Origin of the sequence: Streptomyces yokosukanensis, assembly GCF_001514035.1 — a bacterium.
GTDB lineage: Bacteria > Actinomycetota > Actinomycetes > Streptomycetales > Streptomycetaceae > Streptomyces > Streptomyces yokosukanensis.
In genome coordinates this window covers 714,893-733,131 of the sequence record NZ_KQ948206.1, presented here as the reverse complement: position 1 = coordinate 733,131, position 18,239 = coordinate 714,893, and the positions used below count along the sequence as shown (strand labels likewise).

Below are 18,239 nucleotides of genomic sequence, written 5' to 3'. Positions count from 1 at the left end.
CCGGCACACCCCCGTCGCGGCGCAGCCCGTCGCGGTGCAGCCCGTCGCGGTGCAGCCCGTCGCGGTGCAGCCCGTCGCGGCGCAGCCGCACCGCGCGCCACGCACCGCGGTCCCACGCCCCCTCGGGGGGGCTAGGCGCTTCCCATGTGGTCGAGGCGCCGGAGGATCACGCCCTCCCTCAGGGCCCATGGACAGACCTCGAGGCTCTCCACGCCGAACAGGTCCATCGCCCCCTCGGCCACCAGAGCGCCCGCCAGGAGCTGGCCGGCCCTGCCCTCCGAGACCCCCGGAAGTTCACGGCGCTGGTCCTCGGTCATGCCGGCCAGGCGCGGGACCCAGGCCTCCAGGGACTCGCGCTTCAGCTCGCGCTGGACGTAGAGGCCGTCGGCGCTGCGGGCGGCGCCCGCGATACGGGCGAGCTGTTTGAAGGTCTTGGACGTGGCGACCACGTGGTCGGGGGCGCCGAAGCGGCTGAACTCGCCGACCGTGCGGGCGATCTCCGCGCGGACGTGGCGGCGCAGCGTGCGCACGGCCTCGGCGGCGGGCGGGTCGCCGGGCAGCCAGCCCGAGGTGAGCCGACCGGCGCCGAGCGGCAGCGAGACGGCGGTGTCCGGCTCCTCGTCTATGCCGTAGGCGATCTCCAGGGAACCGCCGCCGATGTCCAGGACCAGCAGCTTTCCGGCGGACCAGCCGAACCAGCGGCGGACCGCGAGGAAGGTCAGCCGGGCTTCCTCGGGGCCGGTGAGCACCTGGAGTCGTACGCCGGTCTCGTCCGCCACGCGCGTGAGGACGTCGTCGGCGTTGGTCGCCTCCCGGACGGCGGACGTCGCGAACGGCAGCAGGTCCTCGACACCCTTGTCCTCGGCGGCCTGGAGCGCTTCCCGTACGACGCCGACCAGCTTCTCCACGCCGTCGTCGCCGATGGCACCGCTGTCGTCGAGCAGTTGGGCAAGCCGAAGGTCGGCCTTGTGCGAATGCGCGGGCAGCGGGCGCGCGCCGGGGTGAGCGTCCACCACCAGCAGATGCACCGTGTTCGAACCCACGTCCAGGACACCGAGTCTCATATACGGAACGCTACTGCCAGATCGTCCGCGCACGGTCCCCGGAGCGGTGCTCGGCCACTTACCCTGGACGCGTGCCAAAGACGAAAAAGGCGAAGAACCACAAATCCTCCAAGGGAATGAAGGATTCTTCGCAGGCGAAGGCGTCCACGTCCAAGAAGTCCAAGCAGGCCCCGCAGCCGAGCGACGAGACGGGGCTCGACTTCGCGCGCGCCTGGGTGGAGTTTCCTGATCCTGCGGACGACGAGCAGGTCTTCCGCTGCGATCTGACATGGCTGACCTCTCGCTGGAACTGCATCTTCGGCAGCGGCTGCCAGGGCATTCAGGCGGGCCGCGCGGACGACGGGTGCTGCTCGCTGGGCGCGCACTTCTCCGACGAGGACGACGAGAAGCGGGTCGCCGAGCACGTGGCGCGGCTCACACCGGAGATCTGGCAGCACCACGCCGAGGGCACGCGGGACGGCTGGGTGTCCCAGGACGACGAGGGCTCCCGCCAGACCCGGCCCTACCAGGGCTCGTGCATCTTCCAGAACCGGCCCGGTTTCGCGGGCGGCGCGGGCTGCTCGCTGCACATCCTCGCTCTGAAGGAGGGCCGGGAGCCGCTGGAGACCAAGCCGGACGTGTGCTGGCAGCTGCCGATCCGGCGCACGTACGACTGGATCGACCGCCCCGACGACACGCGCGTCCTGCAGGTCTCGATCGGCGAGTACGACCGCCGGGGCTGGGGGCCGGGCGGCCATGACCTGCACTGGTGGTGCACGTCGGCGACCTCGGCGCACGGCGCGGGCGATCCGGTGTACGTCTCCTACCGGGCCGAGCTGACCGAGCTGATGGGCAAGGCGGGGTACGACCGTCTGGTCGAGCTGTGCGAGCAGCGACTGGCGTCGCAGCTGCCGTTGGTCGCCCCCCACCCCGCGGACCCGCCGCGCTAGCGGCGGACCCGCCGCGCTAGCTCCGCGGAAGCACGGCAAGCCGAGGCCGTTGGACAGCCACCCGCGGGGGTTCGCCCCCGCCCCCGTCCACGCTCCCCCGCCACCCCAGATCCCCCCGCCTGCCACACCTGCCACATCCCCCGCTCTCCCCCGGACCCCGGTTCCCCGGCCCTGCCCCCGTCGCTGCGGTCCCGGCCCCGGTGTCCACGCAGCCCCGCTACCCACGCGGCCCCGGATCCAGTCCGACCGGCTGTCCGGCCGCACGTCGGCATGAGCCACCCACAGACCCTGAAGTGCTCGGCATGTCGGTGTCGTACGGGGACGGGGCAGCAGCCGTGCGGCGAAGGCGGCCCGGCCCTTCGACCTTCCGAGAGGCACTCCTAGCTCACGGAAGGGCTCGGGGTGTCCGGGGTGGAGGGGGGCGGGGGCGTGGGGGTCGGGGAGTCGGTGGTCGGAGGGGGGTCGGTGGGGGTGGGAGTCGGATCGGTGGAGGGCGGGGGCTGGGTGGGCGGTGGGGACGTGGGGGGCGGAGTGCCGGGCGGGGTGGGGGTCGGGGTGGAGGAGGACGGTGGGGGTGTGGGGCGGCGGCTCGGGGCCGTGCCGTAGCCGTCGATGGAGACCACCGTGCCGGCCGGGGAGACCGCCACCTGCGCGTGCCAGTGGCCGGAGGGCTCGCGGAGGTGGTCGATGTACACCCTGATCGTCGACGTCTCGCCGGGGGCGAGCGTGCCCGTGGGCTGACTGAAGTAGAGCCAGGGCGCCGACGTGGACGCGGACCAGTCGACCGGGGCGGAGCCGGCCGCGGTGAGGGTGATCAGCGTGGTGTCGCCGTCGTTCGCGGCGCTGACGTCGAGCCGTCCGGAGCCCTTCCCGCCCGTCCCGGCGACGCTGACGACCTCCACGGAGACGTCCGCCTTGCCGTCCTCGCCGATGCGCGTGCCGGGCTGCGCGCTGGCGTTCCCGGCGTTCTCGTAGCCGCCCGCCGGGTCGCTGCCGAGCGCGTCGGGGCCCTGCGCCTCGCGCGCGGTGGCGGAGGGGCCGTCCCCCTCCCCCGTCGGGGCACCCCGGTAGGCGGCCCACAGGGCCAGGACGGGGGCGGCGACCACCGTGGCGACGACCGTCGTCGTCACGGCACGCGCGCGTAGCCGGTCGCGGCGGGCCGCGCGGTCCTTGGGATCCATCGGGAAGCCGCGCCGGTCGAAGCGGGGCACGCCCACGCCCCGCGCGCGCGGGGCGTGGGCGAGGGCTACGTGGAGGGCCGCGCGGGGAGCTTCGAGGACGGGCAGCTCGGCCGGGGTGACCGTGGCGCCGGGCCAGCGGCCGGACACGGCGCGCTCGGCGGTGCGGCGGCAGCGCGGGCAGTCGTCGACATGCCGGACCAGCTCGCGGCGCAGGGCGGTGCTCAGGACCAGCCGGCTGTCCCCCGTGAGGTGGGCCACGTTGGGGCAGCCGCCGGTCTCGACGACGGCGAGGGCCGCACGGGTGCGCTCGACCTCGCAGGCGGCGGTGGCGAGCAGGTCGCGCGCGGCGGTGGGTTCCATGCCGAGGACGGCGGCGACCTCGTGCGCGGCCAGGTGGTGGCGGACGGCGAGTTCCAGGGCCTCGCGCTGCTCCGGGGTGGTGCCGGCGGCTTCCGGCCAGGCCAGCAGGGCCAGTTCGCGGCGCCGTCGCTCCTGGATCTCCGGGGCCGGGGCCGGCTCGGGGGCCCGGCTCGTCGCCGTGGGACGGCCCGCCGCGTGGGTGACCTGACGTTTCTGCTTGGCCTCGGCCAGCTTGCGCAGGCACGCCCAGCGGGCCAGCGCGTACAGCCAGGCCCTGCGGTCGGCTGCGGCATGGGGCACGCGGTGGCCGCGCCGCTCGGCCAGGGCGAGGACGTCGCCGAGGGCGGCGGTGGCCGCGTCGTGATCGCACAGGACCGACAGGCAGTAGGTGAACAGCCCGTCCAGGTACGGTTCGTAGCGCGCCGGCGGACGCTGGGCGAGGGTGCGCCCGGCGACGCGGTCGCGCCCCTCCCGCGCCTCTCGCGCGTCACGCGCCTCGCGGTGCGCCGCCCAGTGCGTGCCGCTGGTGCGGGTGGTGGTCTCCGGGCTGCTGCTCATCACCCGTGCGACCGTAGGCGGCGGCGGAGTGCCCGTTCTCGAACCTTGAGCACTTTTACTCCGTACGGGTGAAACGATCCCTCATAAGGGGACAGGAACCCTATGTGCCGTGGCCCGATCCCGACAGGGCGTGGCCGATACCGGTTCACCCGCACGCGTCCCGTGAGGACCCCGCGGCGGCCCGGGGACGGATTGTCAGTGCCGCGGGCTACGGTTTCCGCATGGCTGCCCGTACCAAGACCACCAAGGACCGCCCGTCCTACCGCTGCACCGAGTGCGGCTGGCAGACGGCCAAGTGGCTCGGCCGCTGCCCCGAGTGCCAGGCCTGGGGCACGGTCGAGGAGTACGGCGCGCCCGCGGTCCGTACGACGGCACCCGGCCGGGTCTCCACCTCCGCGCTGCCCATCAGCCAGGTCGACGGCCGCCAGGCCACCGCCCGTACGACCGGCGTGCCCGAGCTGGACCGGGTGCTCGGCGGCGGTCTCGTGCCCGGCGCGGTCGTGCTGCTCGCCGGCGAGCCCGGAGTCGGCAAGTCCACACTGCTGCTGGACGTGGCCGCCAAGTCCGCGAGCGCGGAGCACCGCACGCTCTATGTCACCGGTGAGGAGTCCGCGAGCCAGGTGCGGCTGCGCGCGGACCGCATCGGTGCCCTCCACGACGAGCTGTATCTGGCCGCCGAGACCGATCTGTCCGCCGTCCTCGGACACTTGGACGAGGTGAAGCCGTCCCTGCTGATCCTGGACTCGGTGCAGACGGTCGCCTCCCCCGAGATCGAGGGCGCGCCCGGCGGCATGGCCCAGGTGCGGGAGGTGGCGGGGGCGCTGATCCGCGCCTCCAAGGAGCGCGGCATGTCCACGCTGCTGGTGGGCCATGTCACCAAGGACGGCGCGATCGCGGGGCCCCGCCTCCTCGAGCACCTGGTGGACGTCGTGCTGCACTTCGAGGGCGACCGGCACGCGCGCCTGCGCCTGGTGCGCGGCGTGAAGAACCGCTACGGCGCCACGGACGAGGTCGGCTGCTTCGAGCTGCACGACGAGGGCATCACGGGCCTCGCCGACCCGAGCGGACTTTTCCTGACCCGCCGGGACGAACCGGTCCCCGGCACCTGTCTGACCGTCACCCTGGAGGGCCGCCGCCCGCTGGTGGCCGAGGTGCAGGCACTGACGGTCGACTCCCAGATCCCCTCTCCGCGGCGCACGACCTCGGGTCTGGAGACCTCGCGCGTGTCGATGATGCTGGCCGTGCTGGAGCAGCGCGGCCGGATCAGCGCGCTCGGCAAGCGGGACATCTACTCCGCGACGGTGGGCGGCGTGAAGCTGTCGGAGCCGGCCGCCGACCTCGCGGTCGCGCTCGCGCTGGCCTCCGCCGCCAGCGACACTCCGTTGCCGAAGAATCTGGTGGCCATCGGCGAGGTGGGCCTCGCGGGCGAGGTCAGACGGGTCACGGGCGTGCAGCGCAGGCTCGCCGAGGCGCACCGCCTGGGCTTCACACACGCGCTCGTGCCCACCGATCCTGGCAAGGTGCCGGCCGGCATGAAGGTCCTGGAAGTGGCCGACATGGGGGACGCGCTGCGGGTGCTGCCGCGCTCGCGTCGCCGAGAGGCCCCACAGGAGGCTGAGGAGCGCCGGTAGACTTTGCGCAGGTCTCGCCCGTCCGTACGAACCGAGTGCGGGTACGGGAGCGCGTCAGAACCTGCGACCGGAGGAGTGCAGTGGCAGCCAACGACCGGGCAGCAGCTCCCGGAAAGTCCGGTGGGAGTGCCGGTTCCGATGGCCTGATGCGCGCCTCGCTGAGCGCCGTGGCTCCCGGTACGGCCCTGCGCGACGGCCTCGAACGCGTCCTGCGCGGCAACACCGGCGGGCTCATCGTCCTCGGCTCCGACAAGACGGTCGAGGCGATGTGCACGGGCGGATTCGTGCTGGACGTGGAGTTCACCGCGACCCGGCTGCGGGAGCTGTGCAAGCTGGACGGCGGCATCGTGGTGTCGTCGGACCTGTCGAAGATCCTGCGCGCCGGGGTGCAGCTGGTGCCGGACCCGACGATCCCGACGGAGGAGACCGGCACCCGGCACCGTACGGCGGACCGGGTCAGCAAGCAGGTCTGCTTCCCCGTGGTCTCCGTCTCCCAGTCGATGCGGCTGATCGCCCTCTACGTCGACGGCCAGCGCCGCGTCCTCGAGGACTCGGCCGCGATCCTCTCCCGTGCGAACCAGGCGCTCGCCACCCTGGAGCGGTACAAGCTGCGCCTGGACGAGGTGGCGGGCACCCTCTCGGCGCTGGAGATCGAGGACCTGGTGACGGTGCGGGACGTGTCCGCCGTCGCACAGCGACTGGAGATGGTCCGCCGCATCGCCACCGAGATCGCCGAGTACGTGGTCGAGCTGGGCACGGACGGCCGCCTTCTCGCCCTCCAGCTGGAGGAGCTGATCGCGGGCGTCGAGCCGGACCGCGAGCTGGTCGTCCGGGACTATGTCCCCGAGCCGACGGCCAAGCGGTCCCGTACGGTCGAGGAGGCGCTGTCCGAGCTGGACGCGCTGACCCACGCGGAGCTGCTGGAACTCAGCACGGTGGCGCGTGCGCTGGGCTACACCGGGTCCCCGGAGACCCTCGACTCCGCGGTGTCCCCGCGGGGCTTCCGGCTGCTGGCGAAGGTCCCGCGCCTGCCGGGCGCGATCATCGACCGGCTGGTGGAGCATTTCGGGGGCCTGCAGAAGCTTCTCGCCGCCAGCGTGGACGACCTGCAGACCGTGGACGGCGTGGGCGAGGCGCGGGCCAGGAGCGTGCGGGAGGGTCTGTCGCGGCTGGCGGAGTCCTCCATCCTGGAGCGCTACGTCTGAAATCGGGCCGGGCGCCCGCCGACTCGGGGCGCGTGCCGACCCGACGACCGCGGGTGCGGCGCCCGGCGCCTGGGGCCGCTCAGTCGGCCGACAGCACGAAAGACGCCTGCAGCTTCCCGAACCCCGGCGCCTTCGCCTCCAACAGATACGTTCCCGCCCCCGCCGAACCGCCGGAGGGCGTAGCGCAGTGGGCCGCACTCGGGCTGCGGTCCCACTTCACGGTGTAGGTGATGCTCTGGCCCGCCGGCACCCGGAACACCAGGCTTCCCGGGCCCTTGGGGCAGTCGGCCGAGGACCAGAACGCGTCGCTCCCGTCCGCCGGCGTGATCGTCAACACCGCGTTCTTCGGACCGAGATCGATCTTGCAGTCGGCGGACGAGCTGTTCTTCGCGGTGAGCTCGAAGGCCGGCGTCTGGTCCGGGGAGTAGGAGTTGTGCAGACTGCGCAGGCTCAACGCCAGTGCGGGGGTCGCGCAGTTGGGCAGCGCGGAGGACGCCGGGAGCGCGTCGCCCGCGGCGACGACGCCGCCGCCCGAGCCCGAACCGGAGCCGCCTCCGGAGCCGTCACCGGACCCGGAGGAGCCGGCGTCCGCACCGTCGCCGCCGCCGGAACCGGAAGCGCTTCCGCTGGAGTCCCCACCGCTCGATTCGTCGCGCCCGCCGGGGTGTTGGCTGATCGCGGGCCCGGACGAGGACGGCCCGGGGGTGATGGTATCCACGGGATTCTTGCCGTTGGACGCCCCCGCGTCCTTCTTGCCGCCTCCGCCTCCGGCGGCGACGATCCACATGATCACCAGCGCCAACACGGCGACCACGGACAGCAGTACGACCCTCCTTCGCCAGTAGATCGAGGAGGGAAGCGGCCCGACCGGATTGCGCAGAGATCCCACGGCCCAAACCTTACGAGAGATCGGTGTGCTTGCTTGCGCCACCCGCCGCTCGGGCGGCAACTTTTCCGGATCATCATCCTGGTAACTACCGTCGACGGCGCGGCCTTTCGCACATAGCGACGCTGAGTGACCGCGCCGTCACCTGCCATGGGTGCCGAGCCGTGGCAGGATCGGAAGGCCATGACTGAGAAGCTCCACACCCCCGTGATCGCCTGGTTCGACATCCACGCCCGCGACCTCCCCTGGCGCCGCCCGGAGGCAGGTCCCTGGGGGGTGATGGTCAGCGAATTCATGCTCCAGCAGACCCCGGTCAACCGGGTGCTGCCCGTCTACGAGGAGTGGCTGGCCCGCTGGCCGCGCCCCGCCGACCTCGCGAAGGAGGCGCCGGGCGAGGCGGTGCGCGCCTGGGGCCGGCTCGGCTATCCGCGCCGCGCCCTCAGGCTGCACGGCGCCGCGGTCGCCATAACGGAGCGGCACGGCGGGGACGTACCGACGAACCACTCACAGCTGCTGGCGCTGCCCGGCATCGGCGAGTACACGGCCGCCGCGGTGGCGTCGTTCGCGTACGGGCAGCGGCACGCGGTGCTGGACACGAATGTGCGCCGGGTCTTCGCGCGGGCGGTGACGGGGGTGCAGTACCCGCCGAACGCGACGACGGCCGCCGAGCGGCGCCTCGCGCGCGAGCTGTTGCCGCAGGACGACGGGACGGCCGCGCGCTGGGCCGCCGCCTCCATGGAGTTGGGCGCGCTGGTGTGCACGGCGAAGAACGAGGGCTGCGGGCGGTGCCCGATCGCCCCGTTGTGCGCCTGGCGGCTGGCCGGCAAGCCCGAGCACGCGGGGCCGCCGCGCCGGGGGCAGACGTACGCGGGCACGGACCGGCAGGTGCGCGGCAAGCTGCTGGCGGTGCTGCGGGAGGCGCACGCGCCGGTACCGCAGGCGGCGCTGGACCGGGTGTGGCACGAGCCGGTGCAGCGCGCCCGCGCGCTCGACGGGCTTGTCGCGGACGGTCTGGTGGAGCCGCTGCCGGGCGGCCTGTACCGGCTGCCGCAAAGCTGACGGACAGCCAAGTCACAGCCCTTGGGGCTTCGTTACGGAGCCAATCGACCGACAAAGGCCAACAGAAAGGTACATAACGGTCAGCTCATATACCCCTTCCCCACGGCCGTTACACAACCGACGGATAGCCGATTGCTAGCCGAAGGCTGGATCGGACAGCGCCGTGACAACAGCTCCGTAGCTTCTTTTCCGTGCCCGGCAGACCACCGGACACGGGGACGCAGGACTTCAGGCGGATGCCGGAGTGAACGGGGAACGGAGGCGGTTGATCATGGCGCAGGGCGAGGTGCTCGAATTCGAGGAGTACGTCCGCACACGGCAGGACGCGCTGCTGCGCAGCGCTCGCCGGCTGGTTCCGGACCCCGTCGACGCCCAGGATCTGCTGCAGACGGCGCTGGTGCGCACGTACGGCCGCTGGGAGGGCATCGCCGACAAGCGGCTCGCCGACGCCTATCTGCGCCGTGTCATGATCAACACCCGTACGGAGTGGTGGCGGGCGCGCAAGCTGGAGGAGGTCCCGACCGAGCAGCTGCCGGACGCGTCCGTGGACGACTCCACCGAGCAGCACGCCGACCGGGCCCTGCTGATGGATGTCATGAAGGTGCTCGCACCGAAGCAGCGCAGTGTCGTGGTGCTGCGACACTGGGAGCAGATGTCCACAGAGGAGACGGCCGCGGCCCTCGGCATGTCGGCCGGTACGGTCAAGAGCACGCTGCACCGGGCGCTCGCCCGGCTCCGCGAGGAGCTGGAGGCCCGCGATCTGGACGCACGCGCGCTGGAGCGTGAGGAGCGGGAGCGTTGCGCGGCTTGACCGGGGCCGGGCCCGAACGGGCCCGAGGCAGTTCACAGGCGGTGATCGCGGTGGGGGCCGTGCTCGCCGCCCTCGCCCTTTTCGTCGCCGGGTGCGGCACGGGGGGCACCGGCGCCCGGGACGAGGGCCCGGCACACGCGTCGGCGGTCGCGGGAGCGGTCGCCTCCCCCTCGCCGAGCCCGTCGGGCGGCTACCGGCGGGTGGACGCGGTCTCGCTGATCAAGGAGGACCCGAAGGTCTCCGCCACGGTGAAGCGTGAGCTGAAGCCGTGCGACGCCAATGCCTACCCCGTAGAGGTCACCTACGGCTATCTGACGGGCGGATCCGTCAACGACGTCCTCGTCAACGTCTCCAGCTGCGGTGACTGGGTGGGGATCGCCACGTACGTGTACCGGGACGTCGACGGCACGTACAAGAATGTGTTCAAGGCGGAGGAGTCGCCGGTCTACGCGGAGATCGACGGCACCGACCTGACCGTGACCAAGCAGGTGTACGAGACGGACGATCCGGTGTCGAACCCGTCCCGCGAGACTGTGATCACGTACAGGTGGAAGGCGGGCCGGTTCACCGAGCACGCCAAGCACGAGACCGACTACAGCAAGACCAGCGGCACTGCGGCGTCCGCGCAGGACAACTGATCCCCCACACGTACACCACGAGGACTGAGAGCACCGGGATGGCAGACCAGACCCACGTCCTGTTCGTCGAGGACGACGACGTCATCCGCGAGGCCACCCAGCTCGCCCTGGAGCGGGACGGCTTCGCGGTCACCGCCATGCCCGACGGCCTGTCGGGCCTGGAGGCGTTCCGGGCCGACCGCCCCGACATCGCCCTGCTGGACGTGATGGTCCCCGGCCTGGACGGCGTCAGTCTGTGCCGTCGTATCCGGGACGAGTCGACCGTGCCGGTGATCATGCTGTCGGCGCGCGCCGACTCCATCGATGTCGTCCTCGGCCTGGAGGCGGGCGCCGACGACTATGTGACGAAGCCGTTCGACGGGGCCGTGCTGGTCGCGCGGATCCGGGCCGTGCTGCGTCGCTTCGGGCACGCGGGCGGCAACGACCGGACCGAGGTCGTCGAGGACCCGGTCTCCGGTGGTGTGCTCGCCTTCGGGGACCTGGAGATCGACACCGAGGGCATGGAGGTGCGCCGGGCCGGTGTGCCGGTCGGGCTCACCCCGACCGAGATGCGCCTGCTCCTGGAGTTCTCCTCGGCGCCGGGCACCGTGCTCTCCCGGGACAAGCTGCTGGAGCGCGTCTGGGACTACGGCTGGGGCGGGGACACCCGGGTCGTCGACGTGCATGTGCAGCGACTGCGGCAGAAGATCGGCCAGGACCGGATCGAGACGGTCCGCGGCTTCGGCTACAAGCTGAAGGCCTGAGCGGGGCGGTATGCGGGGGATTCTTCGGAACCCGGTCCGGCGCATGGAGCGCGCGGGCCTTCACACGGGACTCAGATGGAAGCTCAGCGCGGCGATCGCGCTGGTGGCCGGGCTGGTGGCGATCGCGCTGAGCCTGGTCGTGCACAACGCGGCCCGGGTCTCGATGCTCGACAACGCACGCGACCTGGCCAATGAGCGGGTCCAGATCGCGCAGCGCAACTACGAGCTGAACCGGCGGCCGAACTTCCCCGCCATCAAGCTCGACGACCCCGATCTGCCGGACGCGCTGCGCACCAAGGTCGAGGAGGGCCGCAAGGCCAGCGACGTCATCGACCGTGACGGGGTGCCCGACATCTGGGCGGCCGTGCCGACCAAGGACGGGCGGGTGCTGTCCCTGCACAGCCGTATGCCCGTCCGTTCCACCGATGTGCTGAAGGACCTCGACCAGGCGCTGGTCATCGGCTCCGTCGCGGTCGTGTTCGGCGGCAGCGCGCTCGGTGTCCTGATCGGCGGGCAGCTGTCCCGGCGGCTGCGCAAGGCGGCGGCCGCCGCGAACCAGGTCGCCAAGGGCGAGACCGACGTCCGGGTGCGGGAGGCCATCGGCGGCGTCGTACGGGACGAGACGGACGATCTCGCGCGCGCGGTGGACGCCATGGCGGACGCGCTGCGGCAGCGGCTGGAGGCCGAGCGCCGGGTCACCGCCGACATCGCACACGAACTGCGCACCCCGGTCACGGGTCTGCTCACGGCCGCCGAGCTGCTGCCGCCGAGCCGGCTGACGGAGCTGGTGCTGGACCGGGCGAAGGCCATGCGCACGCTCGTCGAGGACGTCCTGGAGGTGGCCCGGCTCGACAGCGCCTCGGAGCGGGCCGAGCTGCAGGACCTCATGCTCGGCGACTTCGTCACCCGGCGCGTGGCGGTCAAGGACCCGGAGATCACCGTACGGGTGGTGCACGAGTCGGAGGTCACCACCGATCCGCGCCGCCTGGAGCGGGTGCTGTTCAACCTGCTCGCCAACGCCGCCCGGCACGGCCGGCCGCCGATCGAGGTGACCGTCGAGGGCCGGGTCATCCGGGTCCGCGACCACGGTCCCGGCTTCCCCGAGGAACTGCTCGCCGAGGGGCCGAGCCGCTTCCGCACCGGCAGCAAGGACCGCGCCGGTACGGGCCACGGGCTGGGCCTGACCATCGCGGCGGGCCAGGCCCGGGTGCTCGGCGCCCGGCTGACGTTCCGCAACGTACGGCCCGCCGGGGCCCCCGAGGGCATCCCCGCGGAGGGCGCGGTGGCCGTGCTGTGGCTGCCGGAGCACGCCCCGACCAGCACCGGCAGCTACCCGATGCTGCCGTTGTCCGGGGGCGCGAGCTGAGGGTGCCCGCCGGCGGCAGCGGCCCTCAGCCCAGCAGAGATTCGGTGAGCGCTTCGGCGGCGGCCGCGTCCAGCGGGGCGTGGCCGAGCAGGAAGCGGTACCAGAAGAACCCGTAGAACTGGTCGACCAGAAGGTCGAGGTCCCGGTCGGCGGGGAGTTCGCCGCGCTCCCGGCCGCGTTCGAGCACCGCGCGCACGGCGGCCCTGCGGGACTGTGTGAACACCCGCATCAGCTCGGCCAGATGCGTGTCCCGCGCCGCTTCCCGCACCAGGGTGCGCAGGGCGGGCGCGGACGGCCGCCGCTGGGAGGCCTCGAAGGTGGCGATCGCCAGCTCGCGCAGATCCTCGCGGAGGTCTCCGGTGTCCGGCGCGGGCACGTCCTGGGCGGCGCGATCGGTGAGCGCGTCCAGCAGGACGGCGCCCTTCGAGGGCCACCAGCGGTAGAGGGTCTGCTTTCCGACCCCGGCCGCGCGCGCGATGGTCTCCACGCTCACCGGGGCGCCGTCGGCGTCGGCGAGCAGCTCCAGCGCGGCGTCGAGGATCGCCCGGCGCGCGGCCTCGTTGCGGCGGCGGCCGGTGTGCGGGCGGGGTTCGTTGCTGTCGTGCACGGGCCCATCCTCTCCGAGTCCCGACCGCTCTCCGCGAGCTCCTGCGCTTCTTGCCGGTCGAAGCACTCTTGACGAGACTACCGGTCTCGGTAACACTTTAACGAGACCGACGTTCTCGGCAAAGGGCCGGAACTCGGTGATGTCTCGGGAGAGAGCCACTCATGAGCACTCCGAACAGCCCTGTGCACTCCCTCGCCGGCCAGCGCGTCGTCGTCATGGGCGGCAGCTCCGGCATCGGCGAGGCGGCGGCCGCGTTCTTCGCGGCGGACGGCGCCGAGGTGGTGATCACCGGCCGCGACCAGGACCGCCTGGACGCCGCGGCGGACCGGATCGGCGGCAAGGTCTCGACGTGCCGGCTGGACGGGGCGGACCGCGCCGCGGTGGACGTCTTCTTCGCGGACTCCGGGCCCGTCGACCATCTGGTCGTCGCGCTCAGCGGCAGCAAGGGCGGCGGCCCCTTCGCCGAACTGGACCTGGCCGAGCTGGCCGCCGGCTTCGACGGCAAGTTCTGGCCGCACGTCCAGGTGCTGCAGGCCGCCCTGCCCGCCCTGCGCCGCGACGGCTCGGTGACGCTGGTGACCGCCGCCTCCGCCCGTGCCGCCCTGCCCGGCACCGCCGGCCTCGCCGCGATCAACGGAGCCCTGGAGGCGATGGTCCCGCCCCTCGCCGTGGAGCTGGCACCGCTCCGCGTCAACGCGGTCTCGCCCGGTGTCGTCGACACGCCCTGGTGGCACGGCGTACCGGACGAACAGCGCCGGACCCTTTTCGACGGCTTCGCCGCGATCACCCCGGTCGGCCGCGTCGGCCGCCCGGAGGACATCGCCCGCGCGATCCACATGCTCACGGCCAACGATTTCGTGACCGGGGTGGTCCTGGAGGCGACGGGCGGCGCGACGCTGGCCACGGGGCGCTGAGGAGCGCTCCTGGGCGCTCGGGCCGCACGGCCGCGCCCGGCCCCGAGCCGTCACGCGTTCAGCAGGCCCAGTCCCGCTCCGTGTCCAGACCGCCCTCGCGGCGCTGGGTGAAGGAGAACCAGTTGCCGGAGTCGTCCCGGAAGAGCGCCTCCGTGCCGTAGGGCCGCTCCTGGGGCTCCTGGAGGAACTCCACCCCGCGCTCCTTGAGCTTCTTGTAGTCCCCGTGGATGTCGTCGGTCGCGAGGACCCCGGCGCCGAGCACCCCCTTCGCCACGAGCGTGCGCATCATCTCGGCGGACTCCGGGTCCATCGCCGGCGGCCCCGGCACCATCAGCGTCAGCTCCACGTCGGGCTGGCCGGGGGCGCCGACGGTGAGCCAGCGCATGCCGCCGTCCCCCATGGTCATGTCCGTACGGACCTCGAGGCCCAGCTTCTGGGTGTAGAACTCCTTGGCCCGGTCCTGGTCGAGGACCCAGACGGTCGTGATGGCAAGCCCCTTGATCATGGTTCCGCTCTCCTGTCGGCTGTGCTGGTGGCGCGGGCGGCGTCGTCCGCCGCGGCGGGCTCCCCTTCGCCACCGTAGGCAGGGCCGGACCCGGAGCGCTTCTCCGATCTTGCGGTACTGAATCCGCCGGCCCAGAGCATGGCGTAGCAGCCGGGTATCAGGGAGGCGCCGCGGCCCACGTGCCGGGCGCGGTACGCGCTCGGGGTGAGCCCCGTGCGGGCCTTGAAGCGGGCGGAGAACGTGCCGAGACTGCTGAAGCCGACGAGCGTGCAGATCTCGGTCACGGTGAGGTCGGCGGAGCGCAGCATCTCCTCGGCGCGTTCGATGCGCCGGTGCGTCAGATACTGGCCGGGCGTCTCGCCGTAGACGTCCTTGAAGGCGCGCAGGAAGTGATAGCGCGAGTACCCGGCACACGCGGCCACCGCGTCCAGATCGAGACCGGGATCCGTCCAGTCCCGGTCCATCGCGTCCTTGGCCAGACGCAGCCGCCCCAGTTTGTCCATGCAGCCGATGGTGACACGGGGCACTGACAGCGCGTTCTCCCGCGAACAGCAGCGCGCGTCCTCCCGCGAAAAGGGGGAAGACCCCCGGGGCGGACACCAGCCGGGGGTCTTCCGTTCGTGCGAGGCGCGGACCGCCTCGGTCACCTACGCCGCAGCGACCTCAGTCGCCGATCACCGCCGCAGGCTTCTGGTCCCCGCTGCGCAGCGGGACCTCCTTGACGAACACCGCCGCGATCAGCACGATCACCGCGATCGCCGCGCCCAGCAGGAACGCCGTGTGCGTGCCGGCGGACACCGCGTGCTGGTACGCGTCCCGGATCACCGCCGGCAGCTTCGCCAGGCTCTTCGCGTCCAACTGCGCGGACTTCTCGGTGACGCCCTTGCCCAGCGCACCGGCCCGCTCGGCCATGACGTGCTTGACCCGGTCGTTGAACAGCGCGCCCATGATGGCGACACCGAAGGAGGAGCCGAGCGTACGGAACAGGGTCGCGGACGAGGAGGCCACGCCCATGTCCTTCAGCTCCACGCTGTTCTGCGCCACCAGCATGGTGATCTGCATCAGGCAGCCCATACCGAGACCCAGTACGGCCATGTAGACACCCGAGGTGAAACGGCTCGTGTCCGTGTCCATCAGCGACAGCAGGTACAGCCCGACGATCATCAGCGCACCGCCGACGATCGGGAAGGCCTTGTAGCGGCCGCTGTTGGTGGTCACCCGGCCCGCGACCATCGAGGTCACCAGCATCGCGCCGAGCATCGGCAGGAGCAGCAGACCGGAGTTGGTGGCGGAGGCGCCCTGCACCGACTGCTGGTACAGCGGCAGGTAGAGCGTGGCGCCGAACATCACGAAACCGGTGATGAAGCCGATGACGGACATCAGGGTGAAGTTGCGGCTCTTGAACATGTGCAGCGGCAGCACCGGCTCGGCGGCCCTGGTCTGCCACCCCACGAACCCGACCAGCGCGACGACGCCGATGGCGGTCAGCTCCATGATCCGCGCGGAGGTCCAGGCGTACTCGGTGCCGCCCCAGGTGGTGACCAGCACGATCGCGGTGATACCGACGGTCAGCAGGATGACGCCCAGCACGTCGATGCTGGCCCTCGCCCGCTTCTTGGGCAGATGCAGCACGGCACTGACCAGCGCCAGAGCCACCACGCCGAGCGGCAGGTTGATGTAGAAGGACCAGCGCCAGCCCCAGTTGTCGGTGATGGTACCGCCGACCAGCGGACCGCCGATCATCGCCAGCGCCATGACGCCAGCCATCATGCCGGTGTACTTGCCGCGCTCGCGCGGCGGGATCAGGTCACCGATGATCGCCATGACGCCGACCATCAGACCGCCGGCGCCGAGGCCCTGCACGGCGCGGAAGCCGATCAGCTCGCCCATGTTCTGGGCCATGCCGCTGAGCGCCGAGCCGATCAGGAAGATCACGATCGAGGTGAGGAAGGCGCCCTTGCGCCCGTACATGTCACCGAGCTTGCCCCAGACCGGGGTCGACGCCGCGGTGGCCAGGGTGTAGCCCGTGACCACCCAGGACAGGTGCTCCAGGCCACCCAGTTCGCCGACGATCGTCGGCATCGCCGTACCCACGATCATGTTGTCGAGCATCGCGAGCATCATCGCGATCATGAGCGCGAGCAGCACCACGCGCACGCTCCTGGGCTGCTTGCCCTCCTGTTTGCTCTCCGCGACTTCGCTGTCCGCGACACTTTCGAGTGTGTCCGCCATCTCTTCCCCAATCCCCCGCAACGACCACTTACTTGCCGCCCGGCTAGTTGACTACACTGGGAAGGTAGACGTTTCACTAGCCGGGCGTCAAGTAAGTTTCCGTGGGAGTGCAAGGAGTACGAGGATGGGCGTCACCATGGACGGCACCAAACAGCAGCGCCGCGGCAACACCCGCCAGCGCATCCAGGACGTGGCGCTCGAACTCTTCGCGGATCAGGGCTACGAGAAGACCTCCCTGCGCGAGATCGCCGAGCATCTCGACGTCACGAAGGCAGCCCTGTACTACCACTTCAAGACGAAGGAAGAGATCATCGTCAGCCTCTTCGAGGATCTGACGAAGCCGATCGAGGATCTGATCGTGTGGGGCCGCAGCCAGCCGCACACCCTGCAGACCAAGCAGGAGATGATCCGGCGCTACAGCCGCGTCCTGGCCGACGCCGAGCCGCTCTTCCGCTTCATGCACGACAACCAGGGCACGGTCCGGGACCTGCGCATCGGCGACATCTTCAAGGACCGGATGCGCGACCTGCGGGACATCTTCACCGACCCGGAGGCACCCCTGGTCGACCAGGTCCGCTGCGTCAGCGCGATGTTCACCCTGCACACGGGCATGTTCGTGATGAAGGACATGGACGGCGACCCCGAGGAGCGGCGCGAGGCCGTCCTCGAAGTCGCCCTGGACCTCGTCACCCAGGCGCACGAACACGCCGGGGAGCGCTAGTTCGGGCGGTCGCGCCCGTACGGAGCAGGCGGTCACGCCCGTCAGCGGCTCAGAACGTGACGCCCTTGGCGCGCAGGAAGGCGGCCGGGTCGACGGCGGAGCCGTAGTTCGGGGTCGCGCGGATCTCGAAGTGCAGGTGAGGGCCGCTGGAGTTGCCGGTGGAGCCGGACAGGGCGATGCGCTGGCCGGTCTTGACGACCTGGCCGGCCTTGACGTCGATCCGGGACAGGTGCGCGTACTGCGAGTACTGGCCGTTGCCGTGCTTGACGACGACGGCGTTGCCGTAGGCGGGGCCGTCGCCGGCGCCGTTCGGACCGGCCTTGACCACCGTGCCGCCGTGCACGGAGACGACCTCGGTGCCGGTCGGCACGGCGAAGTCCTGGCCGCTGTGCTTGGCCTTCCACATGGCACCGGACTGCATGTAGCCGGCCGAGAGCGTGTACTTCTTCACCGGGTCGACCCAGGCTGCGGCGGACGGCGCCGCGGCGCTCGCGATCCCGGTCCCCACGACGGCCGTGGCCCCGACTGCGGCGGCCAGGACGGCCACGCGGGTGCAGGGGGAGGGCGTGCGGGGAGAACGGGGCGTGGCGCGCTGGAACATCGAAACCTCGTGGACTCGGGGACAGAACCGCCACCCGGCGAACGGACGTTCCACCGCGTGACCGTTCCTTGGTAACCGAGCACCCCACCGGCCCCAAAACGCCCCGTCTACGGCGTCCACTAGTAGACGAGCGCGGAACCATCGGCACCTTGACAGCACCCCGGTCCGCCGGGCACCGCCTCTCACGACGTCGCCCTTTCGCGGATGGTTCAGCGCCGCATGGCCTTT

The 18,239-nt window shown here is 71.9% G+C and carries 18 protein-coding genes; 10 read left to right on the top strand and 8 right to left on the bottom strand.

Annotation, left to right across the window (positions count from 1 at the left end):
* Window positions 1–131: 131 nt before the first annotated feature.
* On the bottom strand, window positions 132–1,064 hold the full coding sequence (locus AQI95_RS03305) for a Ppx/GppA family phosphatase (RefSeq protein ID WP_067116837.1): 933 nt from the start codon (window positions 1,062–1,064) through the stop codon (window positions 132–134).
* Window positions 1,065–1,135: 71 nt separating this feature from the next.
* Here AQI95_RS03305 and AQI95_RS03300 point away from each other — a divergent pair, with 71 nt between their 5' ends.
* On the top strand, window positions 1,136–1,993 hold the full coding sequence (locus AQI95_RS03300) for a DUF3109 family protein (RefSeq protein ID WP_067116834.1): 858 nt from the start codon (window positions 1,136–1,138) through the stop codon (window positions 1,991–1,993).
* 380 nt (window positions 1,994–2,373) lie between these two features.
* Here AQI95_RS03300 and AQI95_RS03295 read toward each other — a convergent pair whose 3' ends face one another.
* Window positions 2,374–4,092, bottom strand: coding sequence for a BACON domain-containing protein (locus AQI95_RS03295; RefSeq protein WP_425264854.1), 1,719 nt, complete (start codon window positions 4,090–4,092; stop codon window positions 2,374–2,376).
* Window positions 4,093–4,313: 221 nt separating this feature from the next.
* On the opposite strand from AQI95_RS03295, the gene radA reads away from it, so the two are divergent.
* Both radA and disA read left to right on the top strand, forming a co-directional pair.
* Window positions 4,314–5,723: a DNA repair protein RadA gene (radA, locus tag AQI95_RS03290; protein WP_067116828.1), complete on the top strand. Its 1,410-nt coding sequence runs from the start codon at window positions 4,314–4,316 to the stop codon at window positions 5,721–5,723.
* Window positions 5,724–5,803: 80 nt separating this feature from the next.
* On the top strand, window positions 5,804–6,928 hold the full coding sequence (gene disA / locus AQI95_RS03285; RefSeq protein ID WP_067116825.1) for a DNA integrity scanning diadenylate cyclase DisA: 1,125 nt from the start codon (window positions 5,804–5,806) through the stop codon (window positions 6,926–6,928).
* A 79-nt stretch (window positions 6,929–7,007) separates the two neighbouring features.
* Here disA and AQI95_RS03280 read toward each other — a convergent pair whose 3' ends face one another.
* Window positions 7,008–7,817, bottom strand: a complete 810-nt coding sequence (locus AQI95_RS03280) for a hypothetical protein (RefSeq protein WP_208614058.1) — start codon at window positions 7,815–7,817, stop codon at window positions 7,008–7,010.
* A gap of 180 nt (window positions 7,818–7,997) precedes the next feature.
* On the opposite strand from AQI95_RS03280, the gene AQI95_RS03275 reads away from it, so the two are divergent.
* The 5 genes from AQI95_RS03275 (at window position 7,998) to cseC (ending at window position 12,431) form a co-directional block, all read left to right on the top strand.
* On the top strand, window positions 7,998–8,873 hold the full coding sequence (locus AQI95_RS03275) for an HhH-GPD family protein (protein WP_067117084.1): 876 nt from the start codon (window positions 7,998–8,000) through the stop codon (window positions 8,871–8,873).
* A 271-nt stretch (window positions 8,874–9,144) separates the two neighbouring features.
* The gene (locus AQI95_RS03270) at window positions 9,145–9,684 is read left to right on the top strand and encodes a SigE family RNA polymerase sigma factor (RefSeq protein ID WP_030751823.1); all 540 of its coding nucleotides are present in this window, start codon (window positions 9,145–9,147) and stop codon (window positions 9,682–9,684) included.
* Window positions 9,672–10,322 carry a hypothetical protein gene (locus tag AQI95_RS03265; RefSeq protein WP_208614057.1) on the top strand — a complete coding sequence of 217 codons (651 nt, stop codon included), beginning with the start codon at window positions 9,672–9,674 and terminating at the stop codon, window positions 10,320–10,322. The genes AQI95_RS03270 and AQI95_RS03265 overlap by 13 nt, the downstream gene beginning before the upstream one ends.
* Window positions 10,323–10,360: 38 nt before the next feature.
* A complete protein-coding gene (gene cseB / locus AQI95_RS03260) occupies window positions 10,361–11,065 on the top strand; it encodes a two-component system response regulator CseB (RefSeq protein ID WP_067116819.1) in 705 nt (234 codons plus the stop codon).
* 10 nt (window positions 11,066–11,075) lie between these two features.
* A complete protein-coding gene (cseC, locus tag AQI95_RS03255; protein ID WP_067116816.1) occupies window positions 11,076–12,431 on the top strand; it encodes a two-component system sensor histidine kinase CseC in 1,356 nt (451 codons plus the stop codon).
* Between the two features lie 25 nt (window positions 12,432–12,456).
* On the opposite strand, the gene AQI95_RS03250 is transcribed toward cseC, so the two are convergent.
* Window positions 12,457–13,038 (bottom strand): TetR/AcrR family transcriptional regulator, encoded by a 582-nt coding sequence (locus AQI95_RS03250; protein WP_067116813.1) that lies wholly within the window; start codon window positions 13,036–13,038, stop codon window positions 12,457–12,459.
* A gap of 161 nt (window positions 13,039–13,199) precedes the next feature.
* Between AQI95_RS03250 and AQI95_RS03245 the strand changes: the two genes are divergently transcribed.
* Window positions 13,200–13,952, top strand: coding sequence for an SDR family oxidoreductase (locus AQI95_RS03245; RefSeq protein ID WP_067116810.1), 753 nt, complete (start codon window positions 13,200–13,202; stop codon window positions 13,950–13,952).
* 58 nt (window positions 13,953–14,010) lie between these two features.
* Here AQI95_RS03245 and AQI95_RS03240 read toward each other — a convergent pair whose 3' ends face one another.
* From AQI95_RS03240 to AQI95_RS03230, 3 genes are all read right to left on the bottom strand, one after another.
* Entirely contained in the window at window positions 14,011–14,457 is a 447-nt protein-coding gene (locus AQI95_RS03240) for a VOC family protein (RefSeq protein ID WP_067116807.1), read from the bottom strand.
* Window positions 14,454–14,960 carry a helix-turn-helix transcriptional regulator gene (locus AQI95_RS03235; protein ID WP_208614056.1) on the bottom strand — a complete coding sequence of 169 codons (507 nt, stop codon included), beginning with the start codon at window positions 14,958–14,960 and terminating at the stop codon, window positions 14,454–14,456. Before AQI95_RS03235 ends, AQI95_RS03240 begins: the two co-directional genes overlap by 4 nt.
* 160 nt (window positions 14,961–15,120) lie before the next feature.
* Window positions 15,121–16,689 carry an MDR family MFS transporter gene (locus AQI95_RS03230; RefSeq protein ID WP_208614055.1) on the bottom strand — a complete coding sequence of 523 codons (1,569 nt, stop codon included), beginning with the start codon at window positions 16,687–16,689 and terminating at the stop codon, window positions 15,121–15,123.
* Between the two features lie 124 nt (window positions 16,690–16,813).
* Here AQI95_RS03230 and AQI95_RS03225 point away from each other — a divergent pair, with 124 nt between their 5' ends.
* Window positions 16,814–17,410: a TetR/AcrR family transcriptional regulator gene (locus tag AQI95_RS03225; RefSeq protein ID WP_067116804.1), complete on the top strand. Its 597-nt coding sequence runs from the start codon at window positions 16,814–16,816 to the stop codon at window positions 17,408–17,410.
* Window positions 17,411–17,459: 49 nt separating this feature from the next.
* On the opposite strand, the gene AQI95_RS03220 is transcribed toward AQI95_RS03225, so the two are convergent.
* The gene (locus tag AQI95_RS03220; protein WP_067116801.1) at window positions 17,460–18,011 is read right to left on the bottom strand and encodes a M23 family metallopeptidase; all 552 of its coding nucleotides are present in this window, start codon (window positions 18,009–18,011) and stop codon (window positions 17,460–17,462) included.
* Between the last annotated feature and the right edge of the window lie 228 nt (window positions 18,012–18,239).